We start from the raw sequence: 22424 nt of genomic DNA on the forward strand, positions 1-22424 counted from the left end.
CCGGTCGGTACCGGGGCGGGCGTCCTCGTACGTGGTGCGGGCGGAGCGTCAGCCGCGCAGCACGCGGCCCTGGCTGTCGGTGCGGTCGTTGCTCGTGAAGAACAGGATCGCGTCGATCAGGGCCCAGAAGCCGAGGCCACCGCAGGTCAGCAGCTGGGCGATGCCCACGCCGGTGTTGCCGACGTAGAAGCGGCCGATGCCGAAGCCGCCCAGGAAGAGCTGCAGCACGCCGGCCACGATCTTCGACTTGTCCGAGTAAGGACGGCCCTGCGGGTCGTAGCCGAAGGGGGCGTTGGGGTCCTGGCCGGGCTGGCCGGGCTGGCCGGGCTGGGCGGGGTGAGACACGTAAGGCTCCTTGGACAGCGAAAGGCGCGCGGTTCGTGGCCGCGTGCCCGAGCGGATGGCCGAGGCGGAATGCGCAGGTGGGGACTGTGACACAGGCTGCGCGAGCCTCAGATGGCCCCAAAATAAGGGCACTTGCGTGAGGTTCGGGCCACAGGCCTGATTTCGTGGCGGGTTTGTGACCTGCGGGAGGTTTCCGGACCCGGCGCCGCATCATGTGACGCGGCGTCAGATCAGGTTGCGCAGCACGGTCCACACGACGGCCGTGGCGAGAATCGCCACCTGGGCGCGCACACCGATGCCGGGCCGCCAGCGGCGCCCGCGCAGCCCTTCCCAGGCCCAGCGGCCGAGCAGCGCGAGGGCGAACGGGGCGGCGAGCAGCAGGGCGCTGTTGTCGTGCCAGGCGGCGGCGAACTCGCCGTGCATCAGGTCGTACGTCATGCGGGTCCCACCGCACGCGGGGCACAGCAGCCCGGTGACGGCCCGGAACGGGCAGCCCGGCAGCCAGTGCCCCGGCTCGTGCGGGTTGGTGCCGTACAGGTAGAACGAGCCCGCGAGACCGGCGGCGAAGACCCCGATGGGTGCCGCCGCCGGGTGCCGCAGGGCCGGCGGCAGGCGGTCAGCCGCGGAGGACACGGCCGTTGGAGTCCGTGGTGTTGCTGCTGGTCAGCAGGATGATGCCGTCGATGAGGGCCCAGATGCCGAAGCCGCCGCAGGTGAAGAGCTGGGCGAGGCCGATGCCGACGTTGCCGATGTAGAAGCGGCCGACACCCAGGGAGCCCAGGAAGAGCTGGAGCACACCGGCGATGATCTTCGACTTGTCCGAGTACGGACGGCCGTAGGGGTCGTAGCCGAACGGCGCGTTCGGGTCGTAGGCGGCCGGGACGCCGGGCTGCGGCTGGGCGTAGCCGCCGGCCGGGGCGGAGCCGGGGTACGGGTAGCCGTAGCCGGGCTGGCCCTGGGCGGCGCCGTAGCCGGGCTGCGCGCCCTGCTGCGGGTAGCCGTACGGGTTGTTCGGGTCCTGCGGGGGCTGCTGGCCGTACGGGTTGCTGTCGGACATCAGGGGCTCCTGCGGTCGGGATGGGCCTGCGTGGCCTTCGGGCCTTCGGGGACGAGCCGGAGGCCCCCCGTGGCGCAGTCGACAGACTCCCGGGCTCCCCCAGCCACCCCCCATCCTGTCAGGAGGAGATAAAGGTGTGGAGCACGGGCGCCGGACCGGGGCGTAATACAGCGCAACAGGGACGCTCGTGACAGAAACGTGGCACGCACAGTGATCTTCCGCTCACCCGGAGGCCGGGCGTCCGCTCCCCGGTCCGGGGGCAGGATCAAGAAGAGTCGGGTTACCGTTCCGAGTGGCTGCTGCGTGCTTTTCCCGTTTGACACACCGGCGGGAGGTACCGTCACACTCCGCAGCAGTGCCGCAGAAGCAGTGCGCCGCACACCGGACCCGACCGACCAGAACGGCCCGAACCGCCGACCGGAGAGAAGAGCGAAGTTGTCCCCGACCAGCGAGACCGCACAGGGCGGCCGCCGACTCGTCATCGTCGAGTCGCCCGCCAAGGCGAAGACGATCAAGGGCTACCTCGGCCCTGGATACGTCGTCGAAGCGAGCGTCGGGCACATCCGCGACCTGCCCAACGGCGCGGCGGAGGTCCCCGAGAAGTACACGGGTGAGGTCCGCCGCCTCGGCGTCGACGTCGAGCACGACTTCCAGCCCGTCTATGTCGTCAACAGCGACAAGAAGGCGCAGGTCAAGAAGCTCAAGGACCTGCTGAAGGACTCCGACGAGCTCTTCCTCGCCACCGATGAGGACCGCGAGGGCGAGGCCATCGCGTGGCACCTCCTGGAGGTCCTGAAGCCCAAGGTTCCCGTCCACCGGATGGTCTTCCACGAGATCACCAAGGACGCGATCCGCTCCGCAGTCGCCAACCCGCGCGAGCTGAACAAGCGCATGGTCGACGCCCAGGAGACCCGCCGCATCCTCGACCGCCTCTACGGCTACGAGGTCTCGCCGGTCCTGTGGAAGAAGGTCATGCCGCGCCTGTCGGCGGGCCGCGTCCAGTCCGTGGCCACCCGTCTCGTCGTCGAGCGGGAGCGCGAGCGCATCGCCTTCCGCTCCGCCGAGTACTGGGACCTGACCGGCACCTTCGCGACCGGCCGGGCCGGTGACCCGTCCGACCCGTCGTCGCTGGTCGCCCGCCTGAGCGCGGTCGACGGCAAGCGCATCGCCCAGGGCCGCGACTTCGACTCCCTCGGACAGCTCAAGGCCGGCTCGGCGAACACGCTGCACCTGGACGAGGCGAACGCGCGAGCGCTCGCCGCCGCCCTGGAGAACACGTCGTTCGCGGTCCGCTCCGTCGAGTCGAAGCCGTACCGCCGCTCGCCGTACGCGCCGTTCCGTACGACGACGATGCAGCAGGAGGCCTCGCGCAAGCTGGGCTTCGGCGCCAAGGCGACCATGCAGGTCGCCCAGAAGCTGTACGAGAACGGCTTCATCACCTACATGCGTACGGACTCCACGACGCTGTCCGACACGGCGGTGTCCGCGGCCCGCGCCCAGGTCACGCAGCTGTACGGGGCCGACTACCTGCCGGACAAGCCGCGCACCTACGCGGGCAAGGTCAAGAACGCGCAGGAGGCGCACGAGGCGATCCGTCCGTCGGGCGACCGCTTCCGCACGCCCGCCGAGACCGGTCTGACCGGCGACCAGTTCAAGCTGTACGAGCTGATCTGGAAGCGGACCGTCGCCTCCCAGATGAAGGACGCGGTCGGCAACAGCGTCACGGTCAAGATCGCCGGCACCTCCGCCGACGGCCGCGACGCCGAGTTCAGCGCCTCCGGCAAGACCATCACCTTCCACGGCTTCCTCAAGGCCTACGTCGAGGGCGCCGACGACCCGAACGCGGAGCTGGACGACCGCGAGCGGCGCCTGCCGCAGGTCGCCGAGGGCGACGCGCTGTCCGCCGAGGAGCTCACGGTCGACGGCCACGCGACCAAGCCGCCGGCCCGCTACACCGAGGCCTCGCTGGTCAAGGAGCTGGAAGAGCGCGAGATCGGCCGCCCGTCGACGTACGCGTCGATCATCGGCACGATCCTCGACCGCGGCTACGTGTTCAAGAAGGGCACGGCGCTCGTCCCGTCCTTCCTGTCCTTCGCCGTGGTCAACCTGCTGGAGAAGCACTTCGGCCGGCTCGTCGACTACGACTTCACCGCCCGCATGGAGGACGACCTCGACCGCATCGCGCGGGGCGAGGCCCAGTCCGTGCCGTGGCTCAAGCGCTTCTACTTCGGCGAGGGCGACGACTCCGGCTCCGCGTCCTCCGCGGGCAACGGGGACGGCGACCACCTCGGCGGCCTCAAGGAGCTCGTGACGGACCTGGGCGCCATCGACGCCCGAGAGGTCTCGTCCTTCCCCGTGGGCAACGGGATCGTGCTGCGCGTCGGCCGCTACGGCCCGTACATCGAGCGCGGCGAGCGCGACCAGGAGGGTTACCAGAAGGCCGACGTCTCCGACGACCTCGCGCCCGACGAGCTCTCCGTCGAGTACGCGGAGGAGCTGCTCGCCAAGCCGAGCGGCGACTTCGAGCTCGGCGCGGACCCCGTCTCCGGCAACCAGATCATCGCCCGGGACGGCCGCTACGGCCCCTACGTCACCGAGGTGCTCCCCGAGGGCACCCCGAAGACGGGGAAGAACGCGGTCAAGCCGCGCACCGCCTCCCTCTTCAAGTCGATGTCCATCGACACGGTCACCCTCGACGAGGCGCTCAAGCTGATGTCGCTGCCCCGCGTCGTCGGCACCGACGCCGAGGGCGTCGAGATCACCGCGCAGAACGGGCGGTACGGGCCGTACCTGAAGAAGGGCACGGACTCGCGCTCCCTGGAGACCGAGGACCAGATCTTCGGCATCACGCTCGAAGAGGCCCTGGCGATCTACGCCCAGCCCAAGCAGCGCGGCCGCGCCGCCGCCAAGCCCCCGCTCAAGGAGCTCGGCGAGGACCCGGTCAGCGGCAAGCCCGTCGTCGTGAAGGACGGCCGCTTCGGCCCGTACGTCACCGACGGTGAGACCAACGCGACACTGCGCTCGGCCGACTCCGTCGAGGACATCACGCCGGAGCGCGGCTACGAGCTGCTCGCCGAGAAGCGTGCCAAGGGCCCCGCCAAGAAGACGGCCAAGAAGGCCGCCAAGAAGGCTCCGGCCAAGAAGACCGCCGCCAAGAAGACGGCGGCGAAGAAGACGGCGGCCAAGAAGACCACCACCGCCAAGAAGACGACCGCGGCGAAGAAGACCGCGGCCAAGAAGACGGCGCCCGCCGAGTAGGACGGGTCCGCGACAGTGGAAAGGGGCGCCCTCAGGGCGCCCCTTTTCGCGTTCCCGGCGGCGTCCTTCCTGCTCCCGGGCATTTGTTCGGGCAGGGGCCATGGCTGTCGGCGCGTCCCGATAGGCTGGACGAATGACCCGTGCCGAGCAGCCAACGGCCCCCCACACGGCCCCCGACGACGCCCTGGTGGCGGATTCCCGAGAGCGTGCCGTGCGCGCTCTGCTCCGCGTACCGCAGCTGAAGCGGCTGTGGTCCGCCCAGCTCGTCGGCGGGGTCGGTGACGTACTCGGGCTGCTCGTGCTCGTGGTGCTCGCCCTGCAGGCGGCCATCGCCCAGGAGTCCTTCGGCGGCGGCTACCGGGGCGTGGCCTTCGCCGTCGCCACCGTGTTCGGGGCGCGGATCCTGTCGACGCTGCTGTTCGGCGCCGTGCTGCTCGGCCCCCTCACCGCGCTGACCACGCCCGGCGGCCCGCTCGACCGGCGCTGGACCATGGTCGGCGCCGACGGACTGCGCGCCGCCCTGCTGATCGTCGCCCCCCTGTGGATCGACTGGACGCCGGACAACGCCCTGGCGCTGCTCCTCGTGACGGCCTTCGTCTCGGGCGTCGCCGAGCGGTTCTGGACCGTCGCCAAGGAGAGCGCGGCGCCCGCGCTGTTGCCCGCGCCGCCCCCGGAGGGCGCCGCGATCCGGCCGCTGCCCGACCACCTGGACGCCCTGCGCCGCCTCTCGCTGCGCACCACGTTCCTCGCCGTGCCGCTCGCGGCCGCCGCCCTCGTCCTCGTCTCGCTCGTGCAGAACCTGATCGGCGCCGGCGTCGACTGGTTCTCGCTGCACCAGGCCGCGCTCTCCTCCTACGTGGGCGCGGGCCTGTTCGCCGCCTCCCTGTCCGTCGTCTTCTTCCTCGAGCTGCCGGACACCCAGACCCCGCGCGCCCGCTCGCCGCTCGAGGGCCTGCGCCGGCCCAAGACCGCGGCCGGCGTCGACAAGGGCCGCACCGGCGCGATCCCGCTGCTCGTCCTCGCCTGCGCCGCGATCGCCGGAGCGATCTCCGCCGCCGTCGCTGTCTCCGTGCTGCACGCCAAGGACCTGGGCGGCGGCCCCGTCACCTTCGGGCTGCTCGTGCTCGGCCTGACCGGCGGCACCGCCGTCGGCATCCGCACCGCGCCCGCCGTGCTCCCGGCGCTGTCCCGGCGCCGGCTGCTCGCCCTCGTCATCGCGCTGACCGGGATCGCCCTGCTCGCCGCCGGCCTCATCCCCGACGTCACCACCGTCCTCCTCGTCGTCGCCCTCGCCGGCGTCACCGCGGGCGTCGCGGCCAACACCGGCCACACCCTGCTCGACCAGGAGACCGAGGAGTACCGCCGGTCCCGCACCACCGAGCACCTCCAGGCCGTCGTACGGGTCTCCGTCGCGCTCGGCGTGCTGCTCGCCCCGGTCCTCGCCGCGCTCATCGGCCCGCACCGCCTGGAGAACGGCAAGTTCGTCTTCGCGCACGGCGGCGCCGCGTTCACACTGATGCTGGTCGGCGCGCTGCTGCTGCCCGTCGCCGCGCTCGTCCTCGCCAAGACCGACGACCGCAGCGGCGTCCCGCTCCGCCACGACCTGCGCGACGCCCTCCTCGGGGGGAACGATCCGGCGCAGGCCCCCGCCGCGACCGGCTTCTTCATCGCCCTGGAGGGCGGCGACGGCGCCGGCAAGTCCACCCAGGCCGAGGCGCTCGCCGAGTGGATCCGCGCCAAGGGCCACGAGGTCGTCGTCACGCGCGAGCCCGGAGCGACCCCCGTCGGCAAGCGGCTGCGCTCGATCCTGCTCGACGTCTCCAGCGCCGGCCTGTCCCACCGCGCCGAGGCCCTCCTGTACGCGGCCGACCGCGCCGAGCACGTCGACACCGTCGTACGGCCCGCCCTGGAGCGCGGCGCCGTCGTCATCTCCGACCGCTACATCGACTCGTCCGTCGCCTACCAGGGCGCGGGCCGCGACCTGTCGCCCGTGGAGGTCGCCCGGATCAACCGCTGGGCCACCAGTGGACTCGTCCCGCACCTGACCGTGCTGCTCGACGTCGACCCCGAGGCCGCGCGCGAGCGGTTCACCGAGGCGCCGGACCGGCTCGAGTCGGAGCCGATGGAGTTCCACGCGCGCGTGCGCTCCGGCTTCCTCACGCTGGCCGCCGCCGACCCCGGGCGCTACCTGGTGGTCGACGCGGGCCAGGAGCCCGAAGGCGTCACCACCGTCATCCGGCACCGCCTCGACCAGCTGCTGCCCCTCTCCGAGGCCGAGATCAAGGCCCAGGAAGAGGCCCGCAAGGCCGCCGAGGAAGAGGCGCGGCGCAAGGCCGAGGAAGAGGCCGCGCGCAAGGCCGAGGAGGAGCGCCTGGAGCGCGAGCGCCAGGAGCAGCTCGCCAAGCTGCGCGCCGAGGAGGAGGAGCGTCAGCGCCGCGAGCTGGAGGAGGCGCAGCGCGTCGAGGCCGAGCGCCAGGCGGAGGAGGCCCGGCAGCGCGCCGAGGAGGCCCGCCGCAAGGCCGAGGAGGAGCAGGCCCGTCTGCTCGCCGAGGAGAAGGCGCGCAAGGCCGAGGAGGAGCGGCGCCGCAAGGAGGCCGAGGAGGAGGCGCGGCTGCGGGCCGAGGCCGAGGAGCGCCGCCTGGAGAAGCAGCGCAAGGCCGAGGAGGCGCTGCTGCGCGCGGAGGAGGCCCGCCGGCTCGCCGCGCAGGCCGCGCAGGCGGCCCAGCGCAGTGCGCACACGCCGACGACGAACCTGCGCAAGGTCGAGCTTCCGGAGTCCGGCCCCAAGGCCGCCCCGGCCGCCCCTCAGACGCCTGCCGCGCCTTCCGCGCCTTCCGCGCCGGACGTTCCGGACAACGAGACGACCGTCCCGACGCCGATCGTGCGGCCCGAGACGGCCGGATCGGACGCCGAGGAGACCACGGTCATGCCGAAGCCGCCCGTGCGGGAGGCCGAGGAGACGGCGCAGCTGCCGCGCCCCGACGCCGACGAGACGGCCGTGCTGCCGCAGGTCCAGGAGACCTCCGACCGGGTCCCGCCGGGCTACTTCCGTGACGAGCGGCCCGCCGCGCCGGAGCGGGCGAACGAGCGCACGGCCGAACTCCCGCAGGTCGACGAGCAGGGCCGGCCGCGCCGCCCCCGCCCGGACTGGGCGGAGGAGACGCCGCTGGACGACCTGCCGTCCCTCGCGGACGAGCTGCTCGGCGGGCTGGACGACGAGCCCGAGGACGAGCGCGGGCGGCGCCGCCGTCGCTGAGTCCGCTTCTCCGGTGACGGTGGGGCTCAGGCCAGCCTGAGCTCCACCCAGTCCACGGTGTCGCCGTCCAGCCGGTACCGGTCGACCTCGACCGTGAACCCGGTCCGCTCGGCGAACCGCAGGCCCGAGGTGTTCGACGTCAGCACACAGGTCTCGATCGTTTCGGCGCCCCGCGCGCGGGCGGCGGCGAGCGCCCGCTCGTACAGCACGGTGCCGATGCCCTGGCCGCGGTGCTCGGGGAGCACGCGCGAGATGACCATGGCGGCGCCTCCGTCGCGGGGCGGCCGCACGGTCGTACAGCCGACGAGAGTGCCGTCGGCGGCGTAGGCGACCTCCATGAGGTTGCGCCCCGCGCGGTCGCGGACGTCCTCGGGGGAGAGCAGGGCCGAGGCGACGGGCACGACGGTGTTGTGCACGTGGCGCCAGTCGGCGAGTGCCGCGTCGCCACTGGTGGAATCGAGGGCCTCGACGCGCAGGCCGGTACGTGGATCGCTCATCGCCGTATCCAATCCCGCCGGGGCTGGGTTGTCAGCCGGAATTCGGGGGCCGTCGTTCGGGGGCTGTCAGTCGCGCCCGGCACAATGGCGGGAGTGCGAGGAAAGGGCGGTGGCGCATGACCGTGTGGGACGACCTGGTCGGTCAGGAGCGCGTGGCGGGGACGCTGGACGCGGCAGCGCGGGACGCGGACGCCCTGGTCACGGCGGCGGCGCAGGGCACCGAGCCGCCCGCCGCGTCGAAGATGACCCACGCGTGGCTGTTCACGGGGCCGCCGGGCGCGGGGCGGGTCACGGCCGCGCGCGCGTTCGCCGCGGCGCTGCAGTGCGTCAGCCCCGACCGTGCGCTGGGCGGGGCGCCGGGCTGCGGTTTCTGCGACGGCTGCCACACGGCACTGCTCGGCACGCACGCGGATGTCTCGACGGTGGCCGCGGTCGGCACGCAGATCCTCGCCGACGACATGCGCGACACGGTCCGCAAGTCGTACACGTCGCCGGCCGGCGGCCGCTGGCAGGTGATCCTCGTCGAGGACGCCGAGCGGCTGAACGAGAAGTCGGCGAACGCGGTGCTGAAGGCCGTCGAGGAGCCCGCCCCCCGTACGGTCTGGCTGCTGTGCGCGCCCTCGGTGGAGGACGTGCTGCCCACGATCCGCTCCCGCTGCCGCCTGCTCACCCTGTCGACCCCGGCGGTCGACGCCGTCGCCGACATGCTCGTACGGCGTGACGGCATCGAGCCCGAGGTCGCCGCCACCGTCGCGCGCGCCACCCAGGGCCACATCGACCGCGCCCGGCGCCTGGCCACGGACCCGCGCGCGCGGGAGCGCAGGGCCGCCGTCCTGAAGGTGCCGCTGCGCGTCGCCGACGTGGGCGGCTGCCTCAAGGCGGCGCAGGAGCTGGTCGACGCGGCGGCCGAGGACTCCAAGCAGCTCGCCGAGGAGGTCGACGCGAAGGAGACCGAGGAGCTGAAGGCGGCGCTCGGCGCGCAGAGCGGCGGACGCATGCCGCGCGGCACGGCCGGCGTGATGAAGGACCTGGAGGACAAGCAGAAGCGCCGCCGTACGCGTTCGCAGCGGGACAGTCTGGACCTGGCCCTCACCGAGCTGACCGGCGTGTACCGCGACGTGCTCGCGCTGCAGCTCGGCTCGCGGGTGGCGCTGGCGAACGTGGACGTCCAGGACACCCTGGAGCGCCTCGCCAGAGAGACCTCGCCCGAGTCGACCCTGCGCCGCATCGAGGCGATCGCCGCGTGCCGCGAGGCTCTTGACCGCAATGTCGCTCCGCTGCTGGCGGTGGAGGCGATGACGATGGCTCTGCGCGCGGGTTGAGTTTGCTGGGTGGGGGCTCGGGGCCGGTGGGCGGCCGCGCCTCATCGGGGAAATGCGACCCGAAGGGTCTGCATTTCAGGGGCGCGGGGAACTGCGCGACCAACCCCCACCGGAGCCGCGGCCGAAATCAAGCGGGCCCGCGCATGGACCGCCGGGTACGTAAAGTGACGGTCGGCGCGCGGAGCGTTACGCTCGCCCGATGCACTCCAGGCGCCTGACCCGACCCGCCCGCCGTCGACGATCCGCCCTCCTGGCCGCCGCCACGGGCCTGCTGCTGACGGGCATCGCGGCCTGTTCGCCGCAGCCCGCGGACTCCGCCGACGCCTCGCTCACCGCCCTGCCCCGGTCCACGCCGCAGAACCTGACCAGGTACTACGACCAGACCCTGAAGTGGCGCGAGTGCGGTGCCCCGGGCTTCGAGTGCGCCACGCTCAAGGCGCCGCTCGACTACGACAAGCCGGGCGCCGGGGACATCGACCTCGCCGTCTCCCGGAAGAAGGCCACCGGCCCCGGCAAGCGCCTCGGCTCCCTCCTGGTCAACCCGGGCGGCCCGGGCGGCTCGGCCGTCGGCTACCTCCAGTCGTACGCGGGCATCGGCTACCCCGAGCGGATCCGGGCCCGCTACGACATGGTCGCCGTCGACCCGCGCGGCGTCGCCCGCAGCGAGCCGGTGACCTGCCTTTCCGGGCGCGCCATGGACCGGTACACGCAGACCGACATCACGCCGGACGACGCGGCCGAGCGGACGGATCTGAGCAAGTCGTTCCAGGACTTCGCGCAGGGCTGCGCGACGCACGACCGGACCTCGCGGGACGTGCTGCCGCACGTGTCGACCGTCGAGGCGGCCCGCGACATGGACCTCGTGCGGGCGGCCGTCGGCGACGAGAAGCTGAACTACGTGGGCGCCTCCTACGGCACGTTCCTCGGCGCGACCTACGCGGGCCTGTACCCGGAGCGGGTGGGCCGCCTGGTCCTCGACGGCGCGATGGACCCGTCGCTGTCGGCGCGCGAGCTGAACATGCAGCAGACCGCCGGCTTCGAGACCGCGTTCCAGTCCTTCGCGAAGGACTGCGTCGAACGCTCCGACTGCCCGCTCGGCAAGGGCACCCCGGCGCAGGCCGGCGAGCGCCTGAAGAAGTTCTTCACGGACCTCGACGCGAAGCCGCTGGCCGCGGGCGACCCCGACGGACGCAAGCTCGGCGAGTCCCTCGCGACGACGGGCGTGATCGCCGCGATGTACGACGAGGGCGCCTGGCCCCAGCTGCGCGAAGCGCTCACCGCGGCCCTCGACAAGAAGGACGGCGCTGGCCTGCTCGCCCTCTCCGACAGCTACTACGAGCGCGACCCGGACGGCTCGTACACGAACCTGATGTTCGCGAACGCCGCCGTGAACTGCCTGGACGCGCCTCCGGCGTTCACCTCCCCCACCGAGGTGGAGAAGTCCCTGCCCGACTTCGAGAAGGCCTCCCCGGTGTTCGGCGCGGGCCTCGCCTGGGCGTCGCTGAACTGCGCGTACTGGCCGGTGCAGCCCACCGGCGCCCCGCAGCGCATCACCGCGAAGGGCGCCGCCCCGATCGTCGTGGTCGGCACCACCCGTGACCCCGCGACCCCCTACCCCTGGGCCAAGTCCCTCGCCTCCCAGCTCTCCTCCGGCCGCCTCCTCACCTACGACGGCGACGGCCACACCGCGTACGGCCGCGGCAGCACCTGCATCGACGGAGCGATCGACCACTACCTCCTGACCGGCACCCCGCCGAAGGACGGAAAGCGCTGCTAAAAGGGTGCGCGGAGCACCCCCGGGGACCGTGTAGGATTGGCGACGTTGCTGACGCACTCCGGTGCGCGCGGCGGCGCCGCCTTAGCTCAGATGGCCAGAGCAACGCACTCGTAATGCGTAGGTCTCGGGTTCGAATCCCGAAGGCGGCTCAGCTCAGAACCCCAGGTCGGATGCATCCGGCCTGGGGTTTTCTGTTGCTCAAGGCATGGCACGCCGTGCTCGCGTGAGCGCTCTTGCCGCTGCGGCCTCTTCCGGTCCGCCGGAGTTGGCTACCCACAGGGAGACGGGCGAGGTCCCGACCACCGGTGTTGAGGCGTGCGCGGTCAGACTCGTTGACGACGCCGTGCGAATGGTGCGTCCATTGCCGTCGCCAAGGTGGTGTTGGCCGCAGCCCAGAACGCGAGCTTGGCGTTCGCCCCATTGACCGTCCGCAACTTGCCGTTAGCGTGGCGACAGAACGAGTCGGGCGGGAAGTACTGCGAGACCGGGGTTCTGTGCATGCCATTGCGGAGCGACGTGTCGGCCAGGAGGCTGCCGCCCGGGCGCAGCGACACCTCCAAGCGGCTGCGGACAAGGCCGCCACTCCGGTGCTCGCTGACCTCAAGGCTCGCAGCCCACGAGAGGAGAGCCGTCGGGTCCTTGCTCGCGACGTTCGAGCCGCGGTCCCCGGTCACGCCGATCGAATCCTCGCCGACGACGCCTGGCCTGCCCTCGCCACTCTCCTCGCCGACGCCGAAGCCCTCGGCCACAAGCCCCACCAACTCATCAAGGAAGCTGCCGCACAGCGAGAGCTGGACACGGCACGCCGACCGGCCCGGGTCCTCATCGCACGCATCCAGCACACAGGCCGAAACGCTGCCCCGAACCCCTTCGCCGAAGCCGCCCGCCGACGCACCACCGTGGCCTGGAGCCGGGCGGGGGCACCACAGCCGCCGATCCAGCCGATCCCCCAGGGTGCGGGTCCGGATCCGGCCAAGCGGCCGCGTCGGTAGCGGGCCGGCGGGTACAGAACCTGCCCAATAGTGCGCGGCCTCTCACATGAGACCACTTGCTTAAGCAAAACCCGTCTGAGGTAGAACGGTTGTGCTGCGTGCGTGCGCGGGTGTCATCAACGGGGAGGCGAAACTGATGGGCATGCCTGCTGATCTAGGCATGATCACCAAGAACATGATCGGCGCGGCCATGGCCATGGTGAAGACGGTGATGCCAGGTGCTCGGGACACCGCCATCGCGCTCTTCCATGAGCTGGACCGGCAGAAGGGAATGGCGGGGGACGACGAGGCCGGGCACGAGTTTGCGAAGGTGTACCAGTCCGCAGCATCCACTGCCCTTGACAAGATGGGCTTCAGCGCCCTGGTCATGAGTGAGACCGGGCGGGGGCTGATGCACACAGCACGCGAGTTCATGGCGACAGAGAGTCATATTGCGTCGCAGATCCTAGGCCAGCAGGTCGACATGACCGACAGCATGGGCGACCCGTACGAGGACTGTGAGGAGAACTTCCTCGGGCGCGGCCAGGAGCTGCAAGGAGTCGTCGGCGACACGGCGTGGTACGACCAGTACGCGCCCGGCGGTATGAGCAGTAGGTTCCGGGGCTCACCCGAGAAGCTTCGAGACGTAGCCGAGTCGTGGCGCCGCGGTGGGAAGTTGATGTTGCGCTTCCTGGAGGACGCCCAGGCGTGCGCACACACTGCGGACAAGGCGCATAAGGGCGAGGCTGCGGAGTCGTTCCGTAAGTACTTCGCCGGCTTCGTGGGCTTCGCGGCGCCCCCGGACAACGCACACCCGGAGGAGACCCTGGTCGCGAATCTGGTCGCTGCCTGCAACCAGCTGGCGAAGGCGTGTGACCGCTACGCCGACCACGTCGAAGACGCCAAGGTGAAGATCCAGCAGCACGAACTGGATCTCTTCCGCATGGACATGCCCTGGGACTCTCCGATGTTCGGCGGCAACGGATACGACGGCGGCCTGAAGGACGCGGTCCTCAACGACCCCTGGATCCGCAGACTCGGTAACGTCGCGCACGCTCTCGACAGCTCCGAAGCGCGGGTGAAACTGCCGCCAGGGAGGGGCGAACGACCAGGGCTCCCCGGACTTCCGCTCATGCCGGTGCCAGTTCCGGTGCCAGTGCCGGTCCTCATCGCTTCCTATCGAGGCGGTACGACGGGTGTCATGCCCGCTGGGTATGTCGACCCAGACCCGAACATTCCCCACAAGGACCCTGTGCCCCCAGTCCCGGGAACGACCCGTCTGCTGAGCGTGGCCGAGCGCAAGAAGTTCGTCGCCTTCGTCAACAACCTCAAGCCGCTGGGCTTGGGCAGCAACGCGAAGAAGCCGACGACTCCTGAGAACGCCTACCAGCTGCGTACCGCCGGCTATCCCGAGCGCAAGATCCCTCTCCTGTCGACGTCGAAGCGTCCCTTCAAGGCCGCCGACGGCATGCGTCCTGCGGACGGCTACATGATCGACTCCAAGTACGTGAAGGACGACGGCAAGGACTGCTGGCGCAAGCCGGAGACGTTCGACCAGCTGGAGGACAAGTACAACGCCGACGGCAAGAAGAAGTGGAACAAGGGGGCCTTCTTCAAGGGGCTGGACGAGGGTGAGCTCGGCGAGTACCGCGACGCCATGACCGCGCACAAGGAAATCCGTGGGCTGGCGATCATCACCAACGACAAGGACGCAGTGGCGTACTGGCAGACCCTCATGGCGCAGCAAGGCGTCAAGGGAACCTCGCAGTACGTCCAGTAGCCGAGAGGGAGCACCCCCATGGAATTCGACGAGTACAACACCGCGTACCTGCTCTACGCGCCGGCGAAGAACCCGCAAGGGTGGAATCTGGATCTGGCCGCCTTCGGTCAGGCGCTCGACGACGCCTTCCCCGAGGTCCGCTACCGGCAGGAGGACGGGCACCCGGCTCGCCTGTCCTTCTGGGCGATGACGGCGGAAGGCGAGGAGTTCGACGGATTCGCCGACAACGAGTCCCGCGACACGATCGCCCTGAGCTCGACCACGGTCGACGAAGCGGCCTCATTCATCCTGTGGCTTCGCGACGCGTATCTGCCGGCCCCCGACCTCATCCGCTTCACCTCCGAGCTCGCGTACGAGCGGGAGATCGACACCGACTGGCGCATCCCGGCCGGCGGAGACCACGAGAGAGTCGCGGACGAGATCAAGCAGCACCTCCAGGTTGTCGTCGGCGGCTGATAACAGGGGCGACGCAGCCCGCCCAGGACGCCCGTTCGCCGAGTGGGTCGCTGCTACGGTCGCTCCCATGTCTCTCTCGATCCCCGCAGGTCGCGCTGTCGATCTCCGAGTCGAGTCGGTCGACGGAGCGCTCGCGCATGTTGAGCGGTCGTTCCAAACGCGCCTCGACCCGAACACCGTGGTGCGTAAGCGCCGATCCGTGGGGGCTCGGACGGACCGTGACACCTGGGTCCGGATCGAGAGGCGGCGGCTCGACAAGATCGGTGATCAGGGATGGAACGGCACCGAGTGCGCCGCCCGCCTGCGGGGCATCGCTCAGCCTGAGTGGCGAGGGTGCGTCGTCTGGCGTGACCCCGACGACTCCGTGATGTGGCGGGCCGACGAGACTGGTCTGCTGCCCGGGCGGCCGATCGGGACCGCCGTACTGGGGGAGGACCCCGAGCTGCCCGACGAATGGTGGCAGGCGTTCAACACCTCGCTGGACTCGCTCGCGGCCCAGACCACGAACCGCGTCGCCACGCCGGACACCGACACCATCACCCAAGACCTCGTCACCGAGTCTATTCGCGGCGCCGTGCCCGGAGATTTCGACACCACCATTGAGCACTGGGTGCCTGCCCATGCGGACCTGAACTGGGCCAACATGACCGGGCCGGTGTTCTGCCTCTTCGACTGGGAGGACTGGGGAAACGCCCCGCGAGGGTTGGACTCGGCGTCCCTGTGGGCGAGTTCGCTCGTCGTCCCGGCTCTGGCTGCTCGTGTGCGGCGGGAGCGGCACACGGACTTCGCGAGCCGGGACGGCAAGCTGATGACGCTCTTCGTGTGTTCGAAGATCCTTGGACCGGACGCGCACCCACAGGATCCGCGACGGGAGCCAGCCCGTCGGATGGCTGCGGAGATCGTTCAGGAGCTTCGGGCCGCCTGAGCGCTGGGGCGGCCGCGGAGAAGGCGTCGGTACTCACCTATCATCCGTTCGTCGGGCTCCGTGGCCAGTGCGCCCAGCAGCTCTCCCAGGTGTGCGGGTTCGTCCGTACCGACGGCCATGCTGGTGACCCGGGGCAGCTGGTAGGCGACGCGGAACGCGGCCTGCATGCGGGAGAGCCCGGCGCCGCTCCGGAGGAAGACCCGAGGGTCGATCCGGCTCCAGACCGGGGCCCTGACGCTGCCGCCGAATGGGCTCATTCCCCGTACCGAGGACGCATCCAGGCCCCAGGCCGTCGTCAGGGCTTCGGCGGCATCCAGGGTCCTGGAGCCGACCAGCAGCCCGGCACGGACCATGAGTACGGACGGCTTCGGCGTGGTCGGCTCGATCAGGGATGGCAGGGACGTCGGGTCCCAGGTCGCGATGCCCCAGGCCCTGCACAGCCCCTGTCCCGCGGCACGGGAGAGGGTTGCGCACGCCTGGGCCAGAAGATCCCGTGTTCGAGCACTCCCCGTCGGCAGGGAGTACTCGGGGTTGTGGAGGAACACCAGGTCCGGTTCCTTCCCGAGATCCCGGACCGCGTGTTCGACCCCACCAGGCTGCTGGAAGTAGCCCACCTTCGTGGAGAGCGTGAACTTCGGCAGCAGATCACCAGCAGTGCCTGCCAGGACCTCGTGGGAGCGGAAGCCGAGGTAGTTGGCGCTGGTGTCGATCGCGGTGACGCCGAGGTCCAACGCCCTGGTCAGGAGACGGCGTTCGTGACGAGACCTGTGTAGCCCGAGGACAATTCGGGGGTCAGAGTCGCGCACATCTCCTCCTTCACCAGGATCTCGGCCACCTCCACAGCTTCGGTTCCGACGAGTGCCGCCGCCCGTTCCAGCGGGACGGGACGGCCGCTCAACAGCAGACGCAGCGCCGGAACGGCCTTGGCGGCGAGGGTGAGCTTCTTGCCCGAGGCCACGATGTCGACCGTCTCGCCGTTCTCCTGGAGTCGGGGCGGGAAGTGTGTGGTGCACACCACGGCCTCGAGTGAGCCCAGGATGTTGAGGAACGGCACGTGCCGGGGCAGCGCCGCCGCCTGTTGGTAGGCGGCCAGGAAGTCGGCCGGCGAGCGTTCACCGATCAGGCGGGTGGCGGCTTCGACCAGGGCCTCGCTGCGGGCACCGTCCGGGCGGCCAAGGCCACGGCGATCCAGGTCGTGGCGGAAGATCTCCTCCTCGCGGCACCAGTCGGCCAGCCATGCCAGCCAGCTCGCGCCGGTGCGCTTTGTGATGCCGAACGTGACGTGGAGGCTCTTGCCCGAGCCGCTGCCCGTCCGGGTCGCCTGGTGCCAGTGGCCGCGGGGGATGTGCATGACGTCACCGGTCCTCATCACGCCGGACCAGACGATCTCGTCGGTCGGGGTCGTGTTGGGGTCGGCGTCGCGGTACATGGGTGCCGTGCGCGAGGTGCCGCGCACTTCCCACTCCTTCTCGCCGGCGAGCTGGACGATCACCACGTCGTGGTCGTCCCAGTGCAGCGGGAAGCCCGAGGCGTCGTTCGTGGTCAGGTACGCGTTGACCTGAACCCGCTCGTGCGACCACCACTGGAGTGCGCGGCAGGCGACCTCCATCGTCGGGTCGAAGGTGTTGAGCTGGTCGAGGATGAGCGTCGCGCCCTCGTCGAGCAGTCGACCGAGACTGCGCATGTTGACCATGGGGATGCTCTGTCCCCGTGGGCTGACGCTGTCGGTGTAGTAGATCGCCGGGTGGACCTCCTCGCCCTGCTGGAAGCACCGGAACTGCGGGCGGTTCAGGCTTCGGCGCATCGCGATGTCGAGCAGGCGGTTCGGGGTCAGGATGCGGGAGACGAGCGCGGGATCGCCCAGGTTGCCGTGAGCGAAGCCCTTGCCCAGCTCCTCCACCCCGGTCCAACCCAGCGCACGCTCGATGGCGCCGACCAACTGGTGCTCCATCACAGCCTCCTTGAGTAGTACGGCTTCAGTCATGCGACGACGCGTACGTGGCGGGGGCCGACACAGCGGACCGGGTCGGCCCCCGCCGCGCTGGTGCTACTCGATGTCGGTCAGGTTGCCGTCCCCGCCCGGCCAGGGCGCGTCGCCGGAGTTGCCCTGGTTGTCGGACCGGAGGCTGTCGTACCGGTCATGGACGGCGGTCAGTTCCTCCACCGCCACCAGGAGGCCACTCGGGGTCGGCGGCGTGGTCGTCGTGCTCTGTACCACCTCGTGCTCCTTCCTTTTCGGGTTCTCCCGTCCGGGGTTCCGGCGGGAAGTCTGTGATCGGGGAGGGTTCGATGGTTCGGTCACGCCACGCCCTCAGCATTGCGGGGGACCGGGCGTGGAGGGCGTGGCGGGCAGAGCGGCTAGGTCGCGGCGGATGTTGGATTCCAGGACCCGCTGGTCCAGCTCGTACAGGCAGGACCGGCAGGAGTAGAGGTCCGCGTGCATGCCGCTGGAGCACACGGGCCCGATCCACGTCACCTCGACGTCCGGCCGTCCGCACCAGAGCCAGCACCGGCCGCTCGGCTCCCACGCGTGGCGGTCCCAGAGCGCATCAGCTGTGGGCTCACTCGTGGACGGATCGATGTCTCTACGAGTCGGCCTGAACACCACACCGGAGTCCGGCAGACGAACCGGCCCTCCCCGGTGGCGGCCCATCAGGCCGTCGCCGAGCTATGGGCCTCGGACCCGGATCGGGCACGAGGACCCGGCCTGGCCAGGAAGAACCGGCGCAGAACAGCGGCGCGGACGGCAGGAGCTGCTTTGGGGAGAGCCACCTCCGCCCAGACTCGCTTGCCGTGCTCTACGGGCTCCCACCCTGACCGGACCGCAAAGAAGCCGACCAGCCCGAGTCCGCGTCCGCCTTCAGCACCCAAAGCCGGATGATCGACCTCCGGCATCGCCTCGCTGTTGTCGAGCACGCCGATGACCAGGCTGCCCGGCTGATGGCACAACTCCACGGTGACGGGGCCCACCCCATGGAGCACGGCGTTGGTGACCAGCTCGGAGACCACAAGGCGGATCGCGTCCGTCGCCTTGTCATCCAGGCGAACGCCCCACGCCCGAACCTTGTCCACGACCATGCGCCGGGCGGGAGAGACCTCCTCCTTGATGCCCGAGAGAACGAATCGAGTGACGAGGGTGGGCATGGTGAACGCCTCCGAAGGACTGGAGAGCGGCTCCATGCCCGATAGGGGGCGCAGACATGGAGCCGCCGATCTGGGAAGCCGCCCGGGTTGCGACGCCCTGCGCGCTGCCCGTGACGGCTGACACCAAGTCAACGTCCTGACCTGCAAGCCCGGAACGTTTCCAGGGGGCTCCTCTTGGGGACGCCCTTCCCTGCGCGCACAGGACCAGTAGCCTCGGAGCAACGCCGCGAGCGATGAACGGGAGTGATGACGTGCCCGGTGAGCCGTTAGCCGTCCACCCGCTGACCTTCGTCCGCCAGTCCCGCGGCTGGGGCAAGGCGGAGTTCGCCCGCCTCATGCAGGCCCACGGAAAGTCGCTCGGAATCCCGCTCGCGACCAACCGCACCACGGTATGGAAATGGGAGCAGGGCCAAGAGCCCGACGCAGACGCCCAGCGCGTCCTCGCAGATCTGCTGCGGGTCCCGAGTGAGCAGATGAGGGCCGAGCAGTGGCCTCGCTGGCTGCCCGTATGGGAGGTGACCGGGCTCGCAGCTCCCTGGAGCGAGGCAGGCACCGTCGAAGCGCTCGACGATCTGGTGGGCAGTGGCCGCCTAGACCGCCGAGGGTTCCTCACGATCACCGGAGCCGCTCTGACAGGGCTCGCGGCGAGCTGGGCCGAGGCGCCGTCCGCCTTCGCCTCGGCGCTCAAAGGCGATCGCGTCACCGACACGATGGTCTCGACGATCGAGCAGCGCATCACCACCCTCCGCACGCTCGACGACCAGCTCGGCGGCGCCCGGCTCCTGGAACAGTCGCGCGGCGACTTCGCCCTGATCGCCGGCCTCCTGAGCGCGGGCCGGTACTCGGACGAGATCTGCCTTCGCCTCTACGGGCTGGCGGCACAGGTGTCGCACCTGACCGGCTGGATGGCCTACGACGCCGGGCTCCGGTCCGCAGGACAGCAGTACTACGTAGGCGCCTTGCGCAGCGCCCGCACCGCCGGCGACGACGCGTTCGGCGCCTTCGTCCTAGCGGAGATGGGCGTCCACGTGTCCGAAGCCGGCCGGACCGCCGAACGCGTCGACCTCATCTCCACTGCCATCGACAACGCCCCTCGCACCCTGTCGCCCTACACCCAGTCCTTCCTTCACCTGCACAAGGCCGAAGCGCTCTCACGCGACGGCGACCACCAGCGGGCTGGCACGGCATTGAATCGCGCCGTCTCCTACTGGGACCGCCACACGGAGGGCGAAGACCCGGACTGGCTCGACTGGTTCGGTGAGGCACAACTCAAGTCGACCGAGGGCAAGGTGCTGCTCCGCGCAGGCCAAGTGGAGCAGGCGACAAGCCTGTTGGAGAGTTCGGTACAGAAGGCGACGCCCCGCGACAAGGCCGTCAGGTCCAGCCGCCTCGCCGAAGCCCGACTCGCCGGCCACGACCTGGACGGGGCACTCGACGCCGCGAACTACGGGGCCTCGCTCCTCGAAGACAAGGTCAGCTCCGTACGGGCACTGGATCGCCTGAAGGAGTTCGCCGAGCAACTCGAACCGCACAAGGCCGTCCCAGCAGTCCGCGAGTTTCGCGATCGCCTCCAGGCCCTGCCCGCCGCGTCCTGAACACACGCCCTGCGCTCGGGCACGAGAGGCAGCCCAACTTATGGAGATGGGCGAGTGGAGTGCCACGATGGGCGGCATGACGACGATCGGCGGTGATGTCGCGGCCGGGTTCGAGCCCGTACCCGAGGCGTTCGCGGAAAACTTCGCCCAGCACGGAGACATCGGCGCGGCGGTCTGCGTGTACCAGGACGGCCGACCAGTGGTGGACCTGTGGGGAGGTGTCGCCGACCGCGACACCGGTCGCCCATGGGAGCGAGACACCCTCCAGCTCGTCTACTCAGCAACCAAGGGGGCGACCGCGACCGCCGCACACATGCTGGCCCAGCGCGGCCTGCTGGACCTGGACGCGCCGGTGGCCAAGTACTGGCCGGAGTTCGCCGCGAATGGCAAGGCGGATATCCCGGTGCGCTGGCTCCTGTCCCACCAGGCCGGCCTCGTCACGCTGGACCGCCCGGTCCCACTGGCCGAGGCCCTTTCCTGGCACCCCATGACGGCCGCACTGGCCGCGCAACGCCCCGTGTGGCCCCCCGGGACCGCGCACGGCTACCACGGCCGGACCTGGGGCTGGCTGGTCGGCGAGGTGATCCGCCGCGTGTCCGGCCGCACTCCCGGCCGCTTCTTCGCCGACGAGATCGCGGCTCCCCTCGGCCTGGACTTCTTCATCGGCCTCCCGGCGAACGAACGCCACCGCGTGAGCCGCATGGCGTACCGAAAGCCGACCGTCGACCTCACCACCCTGTCCCCGGAGGCGGTCCCCGAAGAGTTCCGCGAGCAGGTTGCCGCCTGGCGCGACCCGAACTCCTTCAGCAACAGGGCGTACGCGGTCACGGACCCGGCCGCGATCGACTTCGACTCACCCGAGGTGCAGGCCGCGGAACTGCCAGCCTCGAACGGCATCGGTACGGCGCGTGCCCTGGCTCGGATGTACGCGGCGTTGATCGGCGAGGTGGACGGCGTGCGCCTGCTCAGCCCGGAGACCGTCGTCTCTGCGGCAAAGGAGCAGGTGGCCGGGATGGATGAGGTGCTGGTGGCACCGAGCCGGTTCGGGTCCGGCTACCAGCTGCCCACTGAGGACAACCCCATGAGCGGTCCGAGCGCCTTCGGCCACAACGGCCGAGGAGGATCCCTGGCCTTTGCTGATCCGGAGCGCGGCATTGCCTTCGGCTACGTGATGAACCACATCGTCAGTGGGGCCGATGACCTGCGGGCCGGGGCTTTGATCGACGCAGTCATCAGGTCACGGGGGTGATGAGAGCTCAGATATGTCGGCCGGGGTAGCCCACTGGCCTCGTTGATGTCAGTCGTTCAATTCGGTGGCGTGAACCGATGAGCAACAGAATTTCGTGACGCCACGCAGTCTTGATGGCTCAGGGACGCCCCCGTCATCATGGTGGCCATGATTCCGACGTTTGACGTGGAAATCGGTTACGCATACGAGATGGATCGGTTGCTCACCGGCCTGACGGCTGAAGATGTGGCGACTGGTTTCACGGATCACCATGAGTATGAGTGTCTCGGTGTACCGACCTGGGATGAGGCTGCTGAGTGCCTTGATAGTGAGGCGTTCGTCCTTGGGCGGGCGGCGGAGTCGGGTGTTCCCGACGGCATCGAGGCTGTGCTCGGCGACCTAAGTGATTCCGGTGATGGGGTGGCCTACGCGGAGCTCAACCAATCTCTCCACTGGAACGACGCCGGTGTGGCCGGCCTCAGTATTGCTCTTAGTGCAGCCCGCGCCGTCACCTTCTACTCCTGCTCCGCCAGCCTGGAACGGGGACGCCACCACGCCAGGTACCCGATGGTCGGCGTCGTGCCTGATGCGGACAGAGCAGAACTGATTGCTGACCTTGCGCGCAGCGCAGGGTGTGGGATTGGGCAGCACGAGGGGCGCTGGTACTTGTATGCCAAGAGTGTCACCGACATGCACCGCCTTGCCCATCTGATCCTTGAACAGCGTATGGCCTTCGACGCGATGCCCGTCCCCTGCTGGGTGCACGGCCTTGAAGCGGAACTTAAGGGAACAGACGGCTACTGATCACGGGTG

18 protein-coding genes, 1 tRNA gene and 1 pseudogene are annotated in these 22424 nt (G+C 70.3%); 12 read left to right on the plus strand and 8 right to left on the minus strand.

Annotated features, from left to right (window positions below; all coding sequences use genetic code 11):
- Positions 1–48 precede the first annotated feature (48 nt).
- The 3 genes from ACFW9D_RS17385 to ACFW9D_RS17395 form a co-directional block, all read right to left on the minus strand.
- On the minus strand, positions 49–345 hold the full coding sequence (locus ACFW9D_RS17385; RefSeq protein ID WP_384622883.1) for a TM2 domain-containing protein: 297 nt from the start codon (positions 343–345) through the stop codon (positions 49–51).
- 225 nt (positions 346–570) lie between these two features.
- Positions 571–978 carry a DUF2752 domain-containing protein gene (locus ACFW9D_RS17390; RefSeq protein ID WP_384622885.1) on the minus strand — a complete coding sequence of 136 codons (408 nt, stop codon included), beginning with the start codon at positions 976–978 and terminating at the stop codon, positions 571–573.
- Positions 962–1402, minus strand: coding sequence for a TM2 domain-containing protein (locus ACFW9D_RS17395; protein ID WP_188338234.1), 441 nt, complete (start codon positions 1400–1402; stop codon positions 962–964). The genes ACFW9D_RS17390 and ACFW9D_RS17395 overlap by 17 nt, the downstream gene beginning before the upstream one ends.
- Before the next feature lie 435 nt (positions 1403–1837).
- On the opposite strand from ACFW9D_RS17395, the gene topA reads away from it, so the two are divergent.
- The gene (gene topA / locus ACFW9D_RS17400) at positions 1838–4660 is read left to right on the plus strand and encodes a type I DNA topoisomerase (protein ID WP_188338235.1); all 2823 of its coding nucleotides are present in this window, start codon (positions 1838–1840) and stop codon (positions 4658–4660) included.
- A gap of 133 nt (positions 4661–4793) precedes the next feature.
- Positions 4794–7916: a dTMP kinase gene (gene tmk, locus ACFW9D_RS17405; protein WP_384622887.1), complete on the plus strand. Its 3123-nt coding sequence runs from the start codon at positions 4794–4796 to the stop codon at positions 7914–7916.
- Positions 7917–7942: 26 nt separating this feature from the next.
- Here tmk and ACFW9D_RS17410 read toward each other — a convergent pair whose 3' ends face one another.
- Positions 7943–8413 (minus strand): GNAT family N-acetyltransferase, encoded by a 471-nt coding sequence (locus ACFW9D_RS17410; RefSeq protein WP_384622889.1) that lies wholly within the window; start codon positions 8411–8413, stop codon positions 7943–7945.
- Positions 8414–8529: 116 nt separating this feature from the next.
- On the opposite strand from ACFW9D_RS17410, the gene ACFW9D_RS17415 reads away from it, so the two are divergent.
- The 7 genes and pseudogenes from ACFW9D_RS17415 (at position 8530) to ACFW9D_RS17445 (ending at position 15644) form a co-directional block, all read left to right on the plus strand.
- A complete protein-coding gene (locus ACFW9D_RS17415; protein ID WP_188338238.1) occupies positions 8530–9735 on the plus strand; it encodes a DNA polymerase III subunit delta' in 1206 nt (401 codons plus the stop codon).
- 199 nt (positions 9736–9934) lie between these two features.
- Complete coding sequence (locus tag ACFW9D_RS17420; RefSeq protein ID WP_384622891.1) at positions 9935–11512, plus strand: alpha/beta hydrolase; 1578 nt, start codon at positions 9935–9937, stop codon at positions 11510–11512.
- A gap of 75 nt (positions 11513–11587) precedes the next feature.
- Positions 11588–11661: transfer RNA gene (locus ACFW9D_RS17425), tRNA-Thr, on the plus strand.
- Positions 11662–12039: 378 nt separating this feature from the next.
- A pseudogene (locus tag ACFW9D_RS17430) lies at positions 12040–12504 on the plus strand (mobilization protein); the annotation flags it as partial.
- Positions 12505–12664: 160 nt separating this feature from the next.
- Positions 12665–14263 (plus strand): restriction endonuclease fold toxin-2 domain-containing protein, encoded by a 1599-nt coding sequence (locus tag ACFW9D_RS17435; RefSeq protein WP_384622893.1) that lies wholly within the window; start codon positions 12665–12667, stop codon positions 14261–14263.
- An 18-nt stretch (positions 14264–14281) separates the two neighbouring features.
- Positions 14282–14719, plus strand: coding sequence for a hypothetical protein (locus tag ACFW9D_RS17440; protein WP_384622895.1), 438 nt, complete (start codon positions 14282–14284; stop codon positions 14717–14719).
- Positions 14720–14786: 67 nt separating this feature from the next.
- Positions 14787–15644, plus strand: a complete 858-nt coding sequence (locus ACFW9D_RS17445) for a hypothetical protein (protein WP_384622897.1) — start codon at positions 14787–14789, stop codon at positions 15642–15644.
- On the opposite strand, the gene ACFW9D_RS17450 is transcribed toward ACFW9D_RS17445, so the two are convergent.
- The 4 genes from ACFW9D_RS17450 to ACFW9D_RS17465 form a co-directional block, all read right to left on the minus strand.
- Positions 15623–16450: an aldo/keto reductase gene (locus ACFW9D_RS17450; RefSeq protein WP_384622898.1), complete on the minus strand. Its 828-nt coding sequence runs from the start codon at positions 16448–16450 to the stop codon at positions 15623–15625. The genes ACFW9D_RS17445 and ACFW9D_RS17450 overlap by 22 nt on opposite strands.
- Complete coding sequence (locus ACFW9D_RS17455; RefSeq protein WP_384622900.1) at positions 16384–17595, minus strand: JmjC domain-containing protein; 1212 nt, start codon at positions 17593–17595, stop codon at positions 16384–16386. Before ACFW9D_RS17455 ends, ACFW9D_RS17450 begins: the two co-directional genes overlap by 67 nt.
- Positions 17596–17691: 96 nt before the next feature.
- Positions 17692–17862 carry a hypothetical protein gene (locus tag ACFW9D_RS17460; RefSeq protein ID WP_384622902.1) on the minus strand — a complete coding sequence of 57 codons (171 nt, stop codon included), beginning with the start codon at positions 17860–17862 and terminating at the stop codon, positions 17692–17694.
- A 434-nt stretch (positions 17863–18296) separates the two neighbouring features.
- Entirely contained in the window at positions 18297–18824 is a 528-nt protein-coding gene (locus tag ACFW9D_RS17465) for an ATP-binding protein (RefSeq protein ID WP_384622904.1), read from the minus strand.
- A 197-nt stretch (positions 18825–19021) separates the two neighbouring features.
- On the opposite strand from ACFW9D_RS17465, the gene ACFW9D_RS17470 reads away from it, so the two are divergent.
- From ACFW9D_RS17470 to ACFW9D_RS17480, 3 genes are all read left to right on the plus strand, one after another.
- Positions 19022–20383, plus strand: coding sequence for a transcriptional regulator (locus ACFW9D_RS17470; protein ID WP_384622906.1), 1362 nt, complete (start codon positions 19022–19024; stop codon positions 20381–20383).
- Positions 20384–20459: 76 nt separating this feature from the next.
- Positions 20460–21632 carry a serine hydrolase domain-containing protein gene (locus ACFW9D_RS17475; protein WP_384622908.1) on the plus strand — a complete coding sequence of 391 codons (1173 nt, stop codon included), beginning with the start codon at positions 20460–20462 and terminating at the stop codon, positions 21630–21632.
- A 147-nt stretch (positions 21633–21779) separates the two neighbouring features.
- Positions 21780–22415: a hypothetical protein gene (locus tag ACFW9D_RS17480; protein ID WP_384622910.1), complete on the plus strand. Its 636-nt coding sequence runs from the start codon at positions 21780–21782 to the stop codon at positions 22413–22415.
- The last annotated feature ends 9 nt before the right edge of the window (positions 22416–22424 follow it).

It is taken from the genome of Streptomyces sp. NPDC059524 (assembly GCF_042749255.1).
GTDB lineage: Bacteria > Actinomycetota > Actinomycetes > Streptomycetales > Streptomycetaceae > Streptomyces > Streptomyces xanthii.